This is a genomic window from Fibrobacter sp. UWB3, from assembly GCF_002210405.1.
GTDB lineage: Bacteria > Fibrobacterota > Fibrobacteria > Fibrobacterales > Fibrobacteraceae > Fibrobacter.
On the sequence record NZ_MWQJ01000004.1, the window covers coordinates 141851 to 158552 of the forward strand.

14 protein-coding genes and 1 tRNA gene are annotated in these 16702 nt (G+C 52.1%); 14 read left to right on the forward strand and 1 reads right to left on the reverse strand.

Annotated elements, in window-relative coordinates; all coding sequences use genetic code 11:
• The first annotated feature begins 22 nt into the window (after window positions 1-22).
• The 14 genes from tuf (at window position 23) to B7991_RS06410 (ending at window position 15467) form a co-directional block, all read left to right on the forward strand.
• Complete coding sequence (gene tuf, locus B7991_RS06345) at window positions 23-1207, forward strand: elongation factor Tu (protein WP_085491737.1); 1185 nt, start codon at window positions 23-25, stop codon at window positions 1205-1207.
• A gap of 12 nt (window positions 1208-1219) precedes the next feature.
• Window positions 1220-1372 (forward strand): 50S ribosomal protein L33, encoded by a 153-nt coding sequence (rpmG, locus tag B7991_RS06350; protein ID WP_014545993.1) that lies wholly within the window; start codon window positions 1220-1222, stop codon window positions 1370-1372.
• A gap of 12 nt (window positions 1373-1384) precedes the next feature.
• Window positions 1385-1457: transfer RNA gene (locus tag B7991_RS06355), tRNA-Trp, on the forward strand.
• A 19-nt stretch (window positions 1458-1476) separates the two neighbouring features.
• A complete protein-coding gene (gene secE, locus B7991_RS06360; protein ID WP_014545992.1) occupies window positions 1477-1665 on the forward strand; it encodes a preprotein translocase subunit SecE in 189 nt (62 codons plus the stop codon).
• A 3-nt stretch (window positions 1666-1668) separates the two neighbouring features.
• Entirely contained in the window at window positions 1669-2208 is a 540-nt protein-coding gene (nusG, locus tag B7991_RS06365; protein WP_088630086.1) for a transcription termination/antitermination protein NusG, read from the forward strand.
• A 32-nt stretch (window positions 2209-2240) separates the two neighbouring features.
• The gene (gene rplK / locus B7991_RS06370) at window positions 2241-2666 is read left to right on the forward strand and encodes a 50S ribosomal protein L11 (RefSeq protein ID WP_014545990.1); all 426 of its coding nucleotides are present in this window, start codon (window positions 2241-2243) and stop codon (window positions 2664-2666) included.
• Window positions 2667-2706: 40 nt separating this feature from the next.
• A complete protein-coding gene (rplA, locus tag B7991_RS06375; protein ID WP_014545989.1) occupies window positions 2707-3393 on the forward strand; it encodes a 50S ribosomal protein L1 in 687 nt (228 codons plus the stop codon).
• Window positions 3394-3401: 8 nt separating this feature from the next.
• Window positions 3402-3935: a 50S ribosomal protein L10 gene (gene rplJ / locus B7991_RS06380; protein WP_014545988.1), complete on the forward strand. Its 534-nt coding sequence runs from the start codon at window positions 3402-3404 to the stop codon at window positions 3933-3935.
• A 51-nt stretch (window positions 3936-3986) separates the two neighbouring features.
• A complete protein-coding gene (rplL, locus tag B7991_RS06385; protein WP_015731969.1) occupies window positions 3987-4361 on the forward strand; it encodes a 50S ribosomal protein L7/L12 in 375 nt (124 codons plus the stop codon).
• Window positions 4362-4466: 105 nt separating this feature from the next.
• On the forward strand, window positions 4467-8756 hold the full coding sequence (rpoB, locus tag B7991_RS06390) for a DNA-directed RNA polymerase subunit beta (RefSeq protein WP_088630087.1): 4290 nt from the start codon (window positions 4467-4469) through the stop codon (window positions 8754-8756).
• Window positions 8757-8758: 2 nt separating this feature from the next.
• On the forward strand, window positions 8759-13198 hold the full coding sequence (gene rpoC, locus B7991_RS06395; protein ID WP_088630088.1) for a DNA-directed RNA polymerase subunit beta': 4440 nt from the start codon (window positions 8759-8761) through the stop codon (window positions 13196-13198).
• A 67-nt stretch (window positions 13199-13265) separates the two neighbouring features.
• Window positions 13266-13655, forward strand: a complete 390-nt coding sequence (gene rpsL, locus B7991_RS06400) for a 30S ribosomal protein S12 (RefSeq protein WP_015731968.1) — start codon at window positions 13266-13268, stop codon at window positions 13653-13655.
• A gap of 11 nt (window positions 13656-13666) precedes the next feature.
• Window positions 13667-14143 carry a 30S ribosomal protein S7 gene (gene rpsG / locus B7991_RS06405; protein ID WP_073424720.1) on the forward strand — a complete coding sequence of 159 codons (477 nt, stop codon included), beginning with the start codon at window positions 13667-13669 and terminating at the stop codon, window positions 14141-14143.
• Between the two features lie 196 nt (window positions 14144-14339).
• Window positions 14340-15467 (forward strand): ATP-binding protein, encoded by a 1128-nt coding sequence (locus B7991_RS06410; RefSeq protein ID WP_088630089.1) that lies wholly within the window; start codon window positions 14340-14342, stop codon window positions 15465-15467.
• 72 nt (window positions 15468-15539) lie between these two features.
• On the opposite strand, the gene B7991_RS06415 is transcribed toward B7991_RS06410, so the two are convergent.
• Window positions 15540-16646, reverse strand: coding sequence for a glycoside hydrolase family 26 protein (locus B7991_RS06415; protein ID WP_254917869.1), 1107 nt, complete (start codon window positions 16644-16646; stop codon window positions 15540-15542).
• Window positions 16647-16702: the final 56 nt, after the last annotated feature.

Sequence of the window (16702 nt, forward strand, 5' to 3'; positions counted from 1 at the left end):
TCACTAAAATGGAGATAGAATAATGGCAAAAGAACATTTTGACAGAAGTAAGCCGCATTGCAACATCGGCACCATCGGTCACGTTGACCACGGTAAAACCACTCTTACTGCAGCAATCTGCACGACTCTCGCTGCTAAGGGTCTCGCCGCTGCAAAGCGTTTCGATGAAATCGACAACGCTCCGGAAGAAAAGGCTCGTGGTATCACGATCAATACTTCTCACGTCGAATACACCACCGCTAACCGTCACTACGCACACGTCGACTGCCCGGGGCATGCTGACTATGTGAAGAACATGGTGACTGGTGCTGCTCAGATGGACGGCGCTATCCTCGTCGTTGCTGCTACTGACGGCCCGATGCCGCAGACTCGCGAACACATCCTTCTTGCACACCAGGTTGGCGTGCCGAAGATCGTCGTGTTCATGAACAAGTGCGACATGGTTGACGATGCCGAAATTCTCGACCTCGTCGAAATGGAAGTCCGCGAACTTCTGTCCAAGTATGACTTTGACGGTGACAACACCCCGATCATCCGCGGTTCCGCTCTCAAGGCTCTTGAAGGCGATCCGGAATACCAGGACAAGATCATGGAACTCATGGACGCTTGCGACACCTACATCCCGCTCCCGCAGCGCGATACCGACAAGCCGTTCCTCATGCCGATCGAAGACGTGTTCACGATTACTGGCCGCGGCACTGTCGCTACTGGCCGTATCGAACGCGGTGTCGTTCGCTTGAACGACAAGGTCGAACGTATCGGTCTCGGTGAAACCACCGAATACGTCATTACCGGTGTTGAAATGTTCCGTAAGCTCCTCGATGACGCTCAGGCCGGTGATAACGTTGGCCTCCTCCTCCGTGGCGCTGAAAAGAAGGACATCGTCCGTGGCATGGTGCTCGCAGCTCCGAAGTCTGTCACTCCGCACACCGAATTTAAGGCTGAAATCTACGTTCTCACGAAGGACGAAGGTGGCCGTCACACGCCGTTCATGAATGGCTACCGTCCGCAGTTCTACTTCCGCACCACCGACGTTACTGGTACGATCCAGCTCCCGGAAGGTGTCGAAATGGTTACTCCGGGTGACACGGTCACGATTCACGTGAACCTCATCGCTCCGATCGCTATGGAAAAGCAGCTCCGCTTCGCTATCCGTGAAGGTGGCCGCACGGTTGGTGCAGGTTCTGTAACCGAAATCATCAAGTAATCAGGATTAAAAATGCCTAGAGAACTCATCGTGCTTGAATGCACAGAATGCAATCAGCGCAACTATGATTGCGACAAGAACAAGCGTCTTCATCCTTCCCGCGTGGAATACAAGAAGTACTGCCGCTTCTGCCGCAAGCATACTGTTCACAAGGAATCCAAGTAAGGAAGTCCGAATAGGTCGATAGCTCAATTGGTAGAGTCACGGTCTCCAAAACCGTTGGTTGGGGGTTCGAGTCCCTCTCGACCTGCTCACTTCCCGGAGAAAAAATGCGTAAGGTTCAGCAATATGTATCAGAATCTGTCCAAGAACTGAAACAGGTTACTTGGCCCACTTGGGAAGAGCTTAAAGGTTCTACTCTTGTTGTAATGCTTTTCAGCGTTATCATGGGATTCTATATTGCAGGGCTCGACTTTGTGCTCTCTTGGATTGTCAATTTCATCATGGGTAGAGGTTAGTGTATGTCCATGCAGTGGTATGCCGTTCACACCTTTACCGGTCAAGAAAACAATATCAAGAAACGCCTTGAGCAAATGATTGAGCGCGAAGGCGTTCAAGATAAATTTGGACGTATTATCGTGCCTACTCGCGAAGTTGTTTCCAACGTTCGCGGTAAGCGTCGGGTAAGCGTCCAAAATTTGTTTCCTGCATATATCATTATTGAAATGGAGCTGGACGAGCTCACCCAGCACCTGGTGTCCACCATCAATGGTGTCACCCATTTCGGCGGAATGACTCGCGCTTCTCGAGTACCTATTCCGCTTCGTCAGAGCGAGGTCGATCGTCTTCTGGGTGTTGATCCTGAAAACTCCATCGAAGGCGAGATCCAAATTCCGTATACAATTGGCGAAAATGTCTGCATCAAGGAAGGTCCGTTCAAGGGCTTTGTGGGCGTCGTAGATGAAATTATGGAAGCCAAGATCAAGGTCATGGTTTCCGTTTTTGGTCGTTCTACGCCAGTCGAACTCGCCTTTAACCAGGTTGAATCCGCCGACGCATAATTGATTACGGTCTTTGAAACGGAGATAATACAGTGGCAAAGAAAATCACAGGTTATATTAAGCTCCAGATTCCCGGTGGCGCAGCTAACCCAGCTCCTCCGGTAGGTCCTGCCCTTGGTCAGAAGGGCGTGAACATCATGGAGTTCTGCAAACAGTTTAACGCTAAGACCCAGAATGACAAGGGCATGATTGTGCCGGTCGTCATCACGGTCTACGCTGACAAGAGCTTCACCTTCATCACGAAGGTCTCGCCGGTTCCGGCCCTCATCAAGAAGGCTACTGGCGTGCAGAGCGGCTCTGGTGAACCCAACCGTAAGAAAGTTGGCAAGATCACTCAAGCCCAGATCACGGAAATCGCCCAAAAGAAGATGCCGGATCTAAACACAATCGACCTCGAAGCCGCCAAGCGCATGGTTGCGGGCACTGCTCGTTCCATGGGTATTGAAGTGGTTGACTGAGGCAGGTAATTCACCGTTACGTATCTGACAGGAAAATTTCATGTTCAGAGGAAAAAAATACAAAAAGATTGCTGAATCTTTCGATCGCACCAAGGCGTACGATTTGAAGGAAGCAATCGAAATACTCAAAAAGTCCGAATTGAAGTTCGACCAGACGGTCGAAGTACACTTCAATCTCGGTGTGGACCCAAAACATTCCGACCAAGTGGTTCGTGGCACTGTCGTGCTTCCGCATGGTACCGGTCGTCAGGTCCGCGTCTTGGTGTTCTGCAAGGACAACAACCTTGAAGTTGCCAAAGCCGCAGGTGCTGACTACGCTGGTGGTGCCGACTTGGTTCAGAAGATTCAGGAAGGCTGGCTGGATTTCGACGCCGTCGTTGCTACTCCCGACATGATGCCGGTGATTAGTAAGGTCGCACGTGTCCTCGGTCCTCGTGGTATGATGCCGAGCCCCAAGGCTGGTACGGTGACTGTTAACGTCGCTCAGACCGTCAAGGAACTCAAGGCCGGTAAGATTTCCTACCGCGTTGACAAGGGCGCTAACGTCCACGCTCCGGTTGGCAAGCTTTCCTTCACTGCCGATCAGCTCGTTGAAAACACGAAGTCTGTCATCGACTCTGTTGTGAAGAACAAGCCTCAATCTTCTAAGGGCACTTACATCAAGAGCCTCACATTGACGGCTACGATGGCCCCGGGCATCAAACTTGATATGGCACTGACGCGCTAGGAGAAACCATGAAAGCTGTAGTTAAAAAACAACAGACCGTGGACGCGCTCGTCGAGTCCTTCAAGGGCGCTACCGCCGTCTATCTGCTCAATTTCCAGGGCATCACTGTCGACAAGGACAATGCCCTCCGCAAGGCCCTCGCTGCTAAGGGTGTCAAGTACCACGCTGTGAAGAACACTCTTCTCAAGCGCGTTCTCGAAGCACTCAAGGTTGAAGGTCTCAACGATTCCCTCACTGGCGCAACGTCTGTGATGGTCGGTTTCGAAGAAGACCCGCTCCTGCCGGCTCGCGAAATTGAAGCATTCCACAAAGCAAACCCTGATTTCTTGGTTGCCAAGAGCATTTACCTTGATGGCAAGGCAATGCCGGGCTCCGAAGTCGTGAACCTCTCCAAGATTCCGGATCGTAAGGGCATGATCGCAATGATCGTCTCTATCGCTCTCGGACCTGGCTCCACGATCGCCGGTCAGCTCAAGACCCTCCAGGAAAAACTGGAAAAAGAATCGGGTTCCGAAGCAGCCCCTGCTGCAGCGGAAGCTTAACAACAAACCACAAACCAAAAATTTTAAACGGAATAATCGGAGAAACACATCATGGCAACTGATATCAAGGCATTGGGCGATCAAATCGTTGGTCTTACCCTTCTCGAAGCCAAGGCTTTGGCTGACTACCTTAAAGAAACCCACGGCATCGAAGCCGCTGCCGGTGGCGCTGTAGTTATGGCTGCAGCTGCTGCAGCTCCTGCTGAAGAAAAGACCGAATTCGACGTCATCCTCGCCGAAATCGATCCGGCCAAGAAGATGGCTATCCTCAAGGAAGTTCGCGCTATCACGGGTCTCGGCCTCGCTGAAGCTAAGAAGGTCGTCGAAACTGCCAACAGCGTCATCAAGGAAGCTGCACCGAAGGCTGACGCCGAAGCTCTCAAGAAGAAACTCGAAGAACTCGGAGCAAAGGTTACCCTTAAGTAATGCTTTTGCTGCATTAATTCTTCCTTACCAATTGCCTGCACAACAGTGCGGGCTTTTGGTGTTTTTTGACTATTATTAGGCTCTTCACCGGATGAGGTATTTCTAATGACGACGGAGCGAAAGTCTTATTCCTCCAACAAGTTCCACCTGGAACTCCCGTACCTGATCGAAGTCCAGAAGGCTTCGTACGAGCAATTCCTTCAAAAGGACATTCCGCAAGAAAAAAGGATGAACGTCGGGCTTGAACGCGTGTTCCGCGATATCTTCCCGATCACCGATGACAAGGATCTGTATTCCTTGAAGTATGAAGGATATTATTTCGGCATCCCGAAATACAGCATCCCCGAATGCCGTGAGCGCGGTCTCACGTATTCCATGGAACTTTTTGCAACTCTCTCCCTCCAGGTGTTCGAAAAGGACGGAGAAGAAAGCAAGCTCAAGGAAGAAATCAAGAACGATGTCTTGGTTTGCGAACTTCCTATCATGACCGAGAACGGAACGTTTATCATTAACGGCGCCGAACGCGTCGTCGTTTCGCAGTTGCACCGTTCTCCTGGTGTGAGCTTTGACGAAGAAATGCAACCCAACGGCCGCTCCGACTACAAGAGCCGTATTATTCCGCACCGCGGCGCATGGGTTGAATTCAACACCGAAGGCGACATACTTTACCTCATCATCGACCGCAAAAAGAAGATCGCCGCTACCGCTATGCTTCGCTGCATCGGCTTCGAAACGACTCAGGACATCCTGAACCTCTTCTACAAGAAGACTGACGAAATCGTTCTCGACGATGCCGCATTCAATGACTTTGACAAGGAAGGTGTCTGCACCCTCATCAACCGCATCATCTTCAATGATGTCGTTGACGAAGAAACGGGTGAAATCATCCTCGAAGCTAACACTGTCATCGACGACAAGAAGCTCGAACGCCTCCGCGAAAGCAGTGTCGAAAAGATCACCGTGCTTTCCAAGGAAGAAGACAACCTCCTCATCCACTACACGCTCGCTGCCGATAAGACGAAGTCCCGCGAAGACGCCCTCAAGGCTGTTTACTCCGTGACCCACCAGCAGCAGGAAGAAGCTCCGAACCTCCAGACCGCCGAACGCTACTTCGACGAACTCTTCCTCAACGACCCGCACAAGTACGATCTTGGCGAAGTTGGTCGTTACCGCTTGAACGCAAAGGTTTACACCGCTGCTATTCTTGCCAAGGTTAAGGAAGTTGCTGAACGCTTCGACCGCGTCAACGAATTCAAGATGCCGTCTGTGACCCAGATGACGATGAGCAAGACTGACTTCCTCGCTATCATCGAATACATGGTCGGCCTCTTCAACGGCGACGAAGGCTATACTCTTGACGATATCGACCACTTGGGCAACCGTCGTACACGTTCCGTGGGCGAACTCCTTGCCGGTCAGATTTCCGTCGGCCTCTCCCGTATGTCTCGCGTCATCCGCGAAAACCTTTCTCTCCATTCCGAAGAAGAACAGACGACTCCGCGCGAACTCGTGAATACTCGCATGGTCTCTACTGTCGTCCAGGCATTCTTTGGCCAGAGCCAGTTGTCCCAGTTCATGGACCAGATGAACCCGCTTTCTGAACTTACTCACAAGCGTCGTCTCTCCGCTCTCGGTCCTGGTGGTCTTACCCGTGAACGTGCAGGCTTCGAAGTCCGTGACGTTCACTACACGCACTATGGCCGTCTCTGCCCGATTGAAACTCCGGAAGGTCCGAACATCGGTCTTATCAACTCCCTCGCATCTTACGCCGTGGTGAACCACTTCGGCTTCATCGAAACTCCGTACCGTATTGTGGGTCTCGTTGAATTCAAGGACGCTCAGGGCAACAAGTGCTACTTCCCGGAAGAAAAGTGGCATTTCGGCATCTTCAAGGGCTTCGTTCATGATCCGCACCTCTTCGTGGAACTTGAACTCACCCAGAAGGAAATCGACACTGTCCGCTTGAACCTCGACAACCGCCAGCGCGAATTGTTCGAAGGCTTCGTGAACAAGGTGTTCCAGCTCAAGGATGCCGACGGTAACGTTTCTTACAGCAAGAACGGCTTTGCCCTCGACGATTTCGACGGCACTCCGGACTACGTGCAGGTGGGCGACGTCGTGGAACAGATCGTTTCCGACTACATCAGCTACCTCACTGCAGACGAAGAAGACTCCTTCAAGGTCGCTCCGGCTTCTACCGAACTTGACGAAAACAACCGCTTCAAGGGCGACATGGACGGCTATGTCATCGTCCGCGACAAGAGTGAATACCCGCACTTGATGAAGCAGGACTCCATCGCTATTGGCGACAATGAAACCGAACGTATCGACCTCATGGACGTGGCCCCGATGCAGATCGTGTCTGTCGCAGCAGGCCTTATCCCGTTCCTTGAACACGATGACGCTAACCGTGCATTGATGGGTTCTAACATGCAGCGCCAGGCTGTGCCTCTGCTCCGCGCCGAAGCTCCGGTCGTGGGTACTGGCCTCGAACGCCGTGCCGCTCTTGACTCGGGTACGGTTGTCCGTGCAAAGCACGACGGTAAGGTCACGTTTGTTGACGCTCGCAACATCACTGTGCAGCGCGGCAAGATGGTGAACGGCGTATTTGAACCGCTCACTGGCCTTGGCGAAAACTATGAATTCCTCGGCAAGGATCCGATTGACGAATACACGCTCCGCAAGTTTGAACGTTCCAACCAGGATTCCTGCATCAACCAGAAGCCGATCGTGAACGTTGGCGACTTCGTGAAGGTCGGCGACGTCTTGGCTGACGGTGTTTCTACCGACCACGGCGAACTCGCTCTCGGTAAGAACATCCTCATCGGCTTCCTCCCGTGGAACGGTTATAACTACGAAGACGCTGTCATTATCTCCGAAGAACTTGCCATCAAGGACACGTTCACTTCTATCCATATCGAAGAATACGAAATGGAAGTCCGCGACACCAAGCGCGGTCCGGAAGAATTGACTCGTGAAATTCCGAACGTCGGTGAAGACGCTCTCCGCAACCTCGACGAAAACGGCGTGATCCGCGTCGGTGCTGAAGTCGGTCCGGACGATATCCTCGTCGGTAAGGTTACCCCGAAGGGCGAAACCGAACTCACTCCGGAAGAACGTTTGCTCCGTGCCATCTTCGGCGAAAAGGCCGGCGATGTGCGTGACTCTTCCCTCAAGGCTCCTCCGGGAATGAAGGGCGTCGTGCTCGAAACCCGTATCTTCAGCAAGAAGGACAAGGCCGACAAGAAGAGCAAGGAAAAGGATCAGGAAACGATCGAAGAAATTCGTCAGAATTTCCAGAGCCAGATCGACCGCATCAAGGATGCATGCCGTGAACACTTGTTCGACCTCCTCGCAGGCAAGTCTGCTGGCAAGGTCATGGACAACGAAACTCACGAACTCCTCATCCGCGAAGGTCAGACTTATAACGAACAGAACCTCAGACTCATCGATGTGACGAAGGTCTCTCCGCTCTCCACATTCGTTGTGGATGACGATGACCTCCAGGACAAGGTGCTCTCTCTCGTTCTCGTTGCCCGCGACAACCTCGATACCCTTACCCGCACGATGGAAAAGGAAATCGACAAGGTCACGAAGGGTGATGAACTCAAGCCGGGTGTTCTCAAGAGCGTCAAGGTCTACATCGCGAAGAAGCGCTGCCTCTCCATCGGTGACAAGATGGCAGGTCGCCACGGTAACAAGGGTGTCGTCTCGAGAATCGTTCCGGTCGAAGACATGCCGTTCACTGAAGACGGTCGTCCGCTCCAGATTCTTCTGAACCCGCTGGGCGTGCCTTCTCGTATGAACATCGGTCAGGTGCTTGAAGTTCACTTGGGCTGGGCTGCAAAGACTCTCGGCTTCAAGGTGACGACTCCTGTGTTCGACGGTGCCAAGTTCGAAGATATCTGCAAGGAACTCGAAAAGGCTTACCAGAAGAACCCGATCGTGAACTACGAAATGGATCCGGATAACAACAAGATTATCGGTAAGGCCAAGCTTTACGACGGCAAGACCGGTGAAGCCCTCTTGAACCCGGTGACCATCGGTTACATGTACTACCTCAAGCTCGGTCACTTGGTCGACGACAAGATCCACGCACGTTCTATCGGTAGCTACGCTCTCGTGACGCAGCAGCCGCTTGGCGGTAAGAGCCAGTTCGGTGGCCAGCGCTTCGGTGAAATGGAAGTGTGGGCTATGGAAGCTTACGGCGCCGCTTATACGTTGCAGGAACTCCTCACCGTCAAGTCTGACGATGTGCAGGGCCGTTCCAAGGTCTATGACGCCATTGTCAAGGGTCAGAATACTCCGAAGCCGGGTATCCCTGAATCCTTCAATGTTATGATTCGCGAAGTTCATTCTTTGGGTCTTGATATCGAGACCACTGGAGACAAGTAATTATGGCTGAAGAAATGACTGAACAGTTTGGCGACATTTCTATTCATCTCGCCTCTCCGGACCTGATCCGTTACTGGTCCTATGGCGAAGTGACAAAGCCGGAAACGATTAACTACCGTTCCTTCAAGCCTGAAAAGGATGGTCTTTTCTGCGAAAAGATCTTTGGACCGGTTAAGAACTGGGAATGCAACTGCGGTAAGTTCAAGCGCATCCGCTACAAGGGCGTCATCTGCGACCGTTGCGGCGTTGAAGTGACTCACTCCAAGGTCCGTCGCGAACGCATGGGCCACATCGAACTTGCTATCCCTCTGACCCACACCTGGTTCGTCCGTAACCAGCCGTGCGTCATCGGTGCACTCCTCAACCTCAATACTAAGGACCTCGACCATATCATCTACTACGAAAAGTACGTGGTGATTGATCCGGGTACGACCGACCTCGAACCGAACTCCCTGATCGACGAAGCTCAGTATCAGGACCTCGTTGCCGAAGGCCGTGAATTTGAAGCCAAGATGGGCGCATCTGCTATCAAGCAGTTGCTCGACCGCGTCGACTTGACCAAGCTCTCCGAAGAACTCCGCTTGCAGGCTACTTCCAAGTCCAAGACTAAGCAGGACGACGCCGTGAAGCGCCTCAAGGTCGTCGAAGCCTTCAAGAAGTCCCAGATGGAAAGCTTCCGCAGCTACTACAAGAATCCGGATCCGGCCCGCGACGCAAGCAAGGCCTGGCTCAAGGGTCTTGCCGAAGCTGTTGCCGAATTCAAGGTAGACTACGAAGCCAAGCACTCCGACTTTGTGCTTGCCGACGCCTACGAAGAATTCCGCCACAAGTATCCGAACGAAGCACGCTTGCTCGCTAACCAGCCGTCCTGGATGATCCTCGACGTTCTTCCGGTTATCCCGCCTGATCTTCGTCCGCTCGTACCGCTCGAAGGTGGCCGCTTTGCTACCTCCGACTTGAACGAACTCTATCGCCGTGTCATCAACCGCAACAACCGCTTGAAAAAGTTGATTGACATCCGTGCCCCTAACGTGATTCTCTGCAACGAAAAGCGTATGCTCCAGGAAGCTGTCGACCAGTTGTTCGATAGCGGCCGCCGCACCGCTCGTGCAGGTTCTGCACGTCCGCTCAAGAGCCTCGCTGAACTCCTCAAGGGTAAGCAGGGCCGCTTCCGTATGAACTTGCTCGGTAAGCGTGTGGACTATTCCGGCCGTTCCGTGATTGTCGTGGGACCGGAACTTCGCATGCACCAGTGCGGTCTCCCGAAGCGCATGGCTCTTGAACTTTACAAGCCGTTCATCATCCAGCGCTTGGAAGAAGAAGGCATTGTCTACACGCTCAAGTCTGCTAAGAAGTACGTTGACGCAGAACGTCCTGAAGTTTGGGACATTCTCGAACAGATTATTGAAGACCACCCGGTCATGTTGAACCGCGCTCCGACGCTTCACCGCCTGGGTATCCAGGCATTCTATCCGAAGCTCATCGAAGGTAACGCGATTCGCCTCCACCCGCTCGTCTGTACAGCATTCAACGCTGACTTCGACGGTGACCAGATGGCTTGCCATCTTCCGCTGAGCTTCGAAACTCAGCTCGAATGCCGCGTGTTGATGCTTTCTTCGAACAACATTCTTCACCCGGCTTCCGGTCAGCCGATCGCTGTGCCGGGCCAGGACATCGTGCTTGGTCTGTACTATCTCACCAAGCCGCGTCCGAACCGCAAGGGTGAAGGCATGCACTTCTACGACCCGGCCGAAGCCGTTCGTGCTTACGAAAACGACGTCGTGGATTTGAACGCCAATGTTTACCTCAAGCTCCCGGCAGGTCGCAAGATCTATATGGGCGCTCTCGAAAAGGATTGCACCTGCATCCGCGAAATGGCTGATGACAATGGCAATCTCGAAGTCCAGGTCAAGGCTGGCGAAAAGATTAAGTTCCTTACCCTTAAGGAAGACAACGTCATCAAGACGACTGTCGGCCGTATCATCTTCAACGAATTTGTCCCGAACGCTCTTGGCTACGCCAACGAAACCTTCGGCAAGAAGGTGATTGCAAAGTCCATCGACGACCTCTATCGTCGTACCGGCAACCGCGTGACCGTCGACTACCTCGACGACCTCAAGGCTAACGGTTACAAGTGGGCTACTCGCGCTGGTTCCTCTGTGGCTATCGCCGAAATGGTGATCCCGAAGGAAAAGCAGGAAATGCTCGACAAGGCTGCCGAACAGGTTTCCAAGATTCGCGCCCTTTACGAAGACGGTGTCATTACTGACGGCGAACGTTATAACCAGACGATTGACGTGTGGTCCAAGACGACGTCCGATGTCGCAGCCAAGCAGTGGGATTTGCTCTCTCACGACCGTGACGGTTTCAACCCGGTCTACATGATGGCTGACTCCGGCGCTCGTGGTAGCCGTGAACAGATTAAGCAGCTGTCCGGTATGCGTGGTTTGATGCAGAAGCCGATCAAGCAGCTCGGTGGTCAGGAAGTTATTGAAAACCCGATTAAGTCCTGCTTCCGTGAAGGCTTGAACGTGATGGAATACTTCATTTCGTCTCACGGTGCTCGTAAGGGTCTTGCTGATACCGCTCTTAAGACGGCTGACGCTGGTTACCTTACCCGTCGTCTCGTGGACGTGGGCCAGGACCTCGTGATTACCGAACCGGACTGCGGAACTACCGATGGTATCGAAGTTTCTGCATTCAAGGACGGTGACGATACTGTCATTCCTCTTGAAGAACGTCTCCTCGGTCGCGCCCCGGTCGATGACATCAAGCACCCGGTGACGGGCGAAGTGATCGTCAAGGCTGGCGAACTCGTAACCGAACGCGACCTCCCGAAGATCTCTGCTACGGGTCTTGAACACATCAAGATGCGCTCTGTGCTCACCTGTAATTCCAAGAACGGTGTCTGCGCTAAGTGCTACGGCCGTATGCTTGCTTCCGGTCGTCCGGTTGACCTCGGCGAAGCTGTTGGTGTGCTTGCTGCACAGTCCATCGGTGAACCGGGTACGCAGCTTACCCTCCGTACGTTCCATATCGGTGGTGCTTCCTCCCGTTTGACGGTTGAAAGCGACAAGAAGGCTGCAGTCGATGGCCACATCGAACTCGAACAGGTCGAAACAGTCGACCACGAAGGCCAGAAGGTTGTCGTCTCCCGTATGGGCGAACTCGTTATTTTCGATACGACCGGCATTAACAAGGGTCGTTACCAGATTCCGTACGGTGCAATCTTGCACGTCGAAAACAATGCTACCGTCAAGAAGGGCGAAAGCATGTTCGAATGGGATCCGTATAACAGCCCGATTATCACGAACGTGTCCGGTACGATCGCATTTAGCAATCTTATTGAAAACAGAACTTACCGTATTGAACGCGATGAAATGACCGACGTCGAAACGTGGATCGTCATCAGCGACAAGCAGCACGGTAAGAACCAATTGCGTCCGGTCATCGTCATCAACGACGACCGTGGCGAAAAGGTTGGCCACTTCATGTTGCCTGACGGCGCTATCCTCGCCGTGCATCAGGGTGACCGCGTTACTTCCGGTCAGGTTATCGCAAAGCTTCCGCGTGCAGCTGGTAAGACCCGCGATATTACCGGTGGTCTTCCGCGCGTCGCTGAACTCTTCGAAGCTCGCGTTCCGAAGAACAAGGCATTCATCGCACCGGTTGACGGTCTCGTCAAGTACGGTAACGAAGTGCGCAACAACCAAGAAGTTATTATTCAGCAGATGGATGGCAACGAAGTGAAAGTGCTGGTTCCGCGTGGTATCCATCTGGCGGTCAATGACGGTGACCGTGTCCGTGCTGGTCAGAAGATCAGCGAAGGCAGTGTGGACCCGCACGATATCCTCGACGTTCTCGGACCCGAGGATGTGCAGCGCCACTTGGTGAACGAAATCCAGGCAGTTTACCGCCTGCAAGGTGTGGCTATTGCAGATAAGCACATCGAATGTATCGTTCGTCAGATGATGCGTAAGGTCCGCATTCTGGATCCGGGTGAATCGGATCTCTTGCCGGGCGAAGAAATTTCCAAGACCCGTCTCCGTACCGAAAACGAACGTCTGCGCGCTCTCGGTAAGGCTGAAGCTAAGTATCAACCGATGCTCCTTGGTATCACTAAGGCTTCCTTGGCAACGGACAGCTTCATTTCTGCAGCTTCCTTCCAGGAAACCCAAAAAATCCTTACCCGCGCCTCCATCGAAGGCTGCGTGGATCCGCTCATGGGTCTTAAGGAAAACGTGATTATGGGTCGACTTATTCCGTGCGGTACTGGTGCCCGTCACTTGAGGAACGTCCAAGTGATCGATGCCGATGCCGACGAAATGGAAGAACGCTCTCGTTTGCAGAATGTACAGGCTGAAAATTACGACTCTGGTTCCGGAATCCAGCTCCTGGATAACGAAATCGGCTCTTCTGACGAGGAAGATTCGGATAATTAACAGCTAAGTACTTGAAATATTTGGAAATAAAACTATATTTGCACTCCAAAATCTAGGAGATTAAACAGTGCCAACTATTCAACAGCTCGTCCGTAACGGACGTGAACAGATCAGCAACAGGACCGCTTCCGTAGCTTTGAAGTCCTGCCCCCAGAAGCGCGGCGTTTGCACCCGTGTTTACACCAGCACCCCGAAGAAGCCGAACTCCGCTCTTCGTAAGATTGCCCGTGTGCGCCTCTCCAACAAGATGGAAGTTACCGCTTACATCCCGGGTGAAGGCCACAACCTCCAGGAACACTCCATCGTGCTCATCCGCGGTGGTCGTGTGAAGGACGTTCCGGGTGTTCGCTACCACATCATCCGTGGTACGCTCGATACTCAGGCAGTCAACGGCCGTCAGAACGGCCGCTCCAAGTACGGTGTTAAGAAGAAAGGTGCCGCTCCGGCCAAGAAGTAAGGAAGTAATCTATGTCTAGAAGAAGAAAGGCTCTCCATCGCTCCATCCTCCCGGATCCGCGTTTCAAGTCCACCCTCGTTACCGAACTCGTCGGTGTCGTTCTCAAGCAGGGTAAGAAGACCATCGCTGAACAGATCGTCTATACCGCTCTTGACCTCCTCGACAAGAAGGTTGAAGGTAAGGAAACTCCGCTCGAAAAGTTCGAACTCTGCCTTGAAAACATCAAGCCGCGTGTCGAAGTCAAGTCCCGTCGCGTTGGTGGTGCAAACTACCAGGTCCCGATGGAAGTTGCTCCGGATCGCGCCAAGGCTCTCGCTCTCCGCTGGCTCCTCGATGCAGCTCGTAACCGCAACGAAGCCAACATGGCAGAACGTCTTGCAGCAGAACTCGTTGCCGCTAAGAACAGCGAAGGCAACGCAGTCCGCAAGAAGAACGATACGCACAAGATGGCCGAAGCCAACAAGGCTTTCGCTCACTTCCGTTTCTAATTCCTGCGCGCAAGCACAGAATTATCCTAGAGAAGGGCTCCGCTTATGCGGAGCCTTTTCTGCATTTATGCGGAATGCCGAGTGTTGTCATCCCCGCCTCCGAGCGGGAATCTTCATTATCCGATTAGGATTATCCAAAAAAGATAATCCTTTTTGGATAAAAATTGTATATTTACGGTATAGACGAGGTTTCGCTATGGATAATGCCGTAATCAATCCTTTTTTGACATCTGGTTATTTGAGTGCAGAGTATTTCTGTGACCGTGAAGAAGAAACTAAGAAACTCACACGTTTGCTTACGAATGGCAATAATGTGGCGTTGATATCTTCACGCCGCATGGGAAAGACTGGGCTCATTAGGCACTGCTTTGCGCAACCGAAAATCGTCCGTAGTTATAACACCTTTATAATTGATATTTACGCGACCAAGAATCTTGGCGATTTCGTCTATGAGATGGGACGCCAGATTGTGAATGCGTTAAAGCCACGCGGCAAGAAGGCTATTGAATCTTTTGTTGATGCCGTAAAATCCTTGCGGGCTGGGATTTCTTTTGACGTGCAAGGATTGCCATCGTGGAATGTCGAACTTGGCGATGTCCAAACTCCTGCAATTACATTGGAAGAAATTTTTGCGTATATTGAAAATGCTGATAAGCCGTGCTTGATTGCTATAGACGAGTTCCAGTCTATTTCGAGCTATCCGGAAAAGAATATTGAAGCGACTTTACGCACTTATATACAGAATTGCCATAATGCGAATTTTGTCTTTGCGGGTTCTGAACGGACAATGATGGGCGAAATTTTTGTATCGGCGGCGCGTCCTTTTTACCAAAGTGTGTCCATTATGAACTTGGATGTAATTCCCGAAGGTAAGTATTCTGAATTTATAAAGTACCACTTTGAAAAGAATGGACGAAAGATTGATGACGATTCAATTCATGAGGCTTATGCGCGATTTGGCGGTGTGACGTGGTACATCCAGAAAATCATGAATTATGCCTATTCCATTACAGAAAAAGGCTGTTCTTTTAATGTTGCTCGATTGGAAGAAACAGTAGAGGATATCGTTGAGGAAAATTCAGAGATATACAAGAATATGCTGTTCCTTTTGACGCCCCCGCAAAAAATGCTCCTCATTGCAATCGGAAAAGAAGGGCGTGTTTCGCAAATTACAGGCCGTCAGTTCTTAAAGAAATACAGCCTTTCTGCAAGTAGTGTCCAAAAGGCGTTAACTGCCTTGCTCGAAAAGCAGATTGTTACGAATAGCCAAGGTGTTTATGAAGTCTACGATAAGTTTATGACGATATGGCTCAGCTGGGGATAAAAAATCCCCACTCTAGCGTTTTGAAGGAGCTAGAATGGGGGTTGTCCAAGGAGTTTTATGAATAAGTTTTGTTTAGCGCTTCACGGATAACTTGTAAATGCTTTGTGCGTTTGCCTTGGGAGCGTCGATAGCGTGTACGCCCGCGGAAAAGTGCTGCACCGGGCTCTGCCACAGGACGCGGCCCTGGTAGTCAAACTGCACGACGCTTGCCTTTAATGCTTTGCCGGTCTGCATGTAGAGCTTGCCGTCTTGCAGGCGAAAGGAACTGTTGGATGCCCTTCCGGTCGGCTTGAGTGCTGTGTTGTCGATGGCTTTCATCTTTGCAATGCCCGCCTTCCATGCATCAACTGCGGCCTGCGAGGTGTTGAGCGCCCAGTCGCCTTCGTTATCTTCCTTGCTCTGGCTGAACCACATCACCGCAAATACGCGGGAGAAGTCTGTTGCAAAGTGCTCGAACATGTCGGTAATCCATTCGGCCTTGTTACCGCCGAGCTCGGAGCTGGAAATTTCAGCGATAAAGAGCGGCTTGTTGATCTTGGCGAGTGCGTCGTAGGATTTTTTGAACACCTGCGAGAACGTCTGCCAGCTAGACCAGCTCTGGCATTTGCCCCAGTTGTAGCCGTCGATGGAGATGTAGTCCACGTATTCGTCGCCAGGGTAGTTGCCAGTAAGCGTGGAACCCTTTCCTGCGTTTGAGGCGTTGGTGGTCCATACCCATTTGACGTTCGTTACGCCTTCTTCTTTGAAAATTTTCACGATATGGCGGAATGCTTCGGCGACGTTTGCATCGGTGTTGCCGGCGCCAGCCTTGCCTACGCCCCAGTCGTACCAGTCGCCGTTTGCTTCGTGGAGCGGCCTGAGCCAGATTTCTTCGCCGTAGCCTTTAACGCCCTTGGCATAGTCACGGATGTATTCGTCGGCTTTTCCGTCCACCAGGTCTTGGGCGTTGTAGCCGTTTGCCATCCAGGTCACCACAAGCGTGGAGCCGTTGTCTTTCGCAACATTTGCGAATTCCTCGGTTGCGTTCCAGTCGTTCATGTCGAAAAGCGCAAAGTAGCTGATGAGGTCAACATGCGTGCCCTGCAAATCCTGGAATGCTTGCACGTTTTCTTGGGTGGGCTGCGGGTATTGGCCGGGGCCACCGACCCAGGCGCCGACTTGGAATGCTAAAGCAGTCATAGGCAAGATCCCTAATGTGAAGAGTAGTGATTTGAACATAGTAGCCTCGATATTCA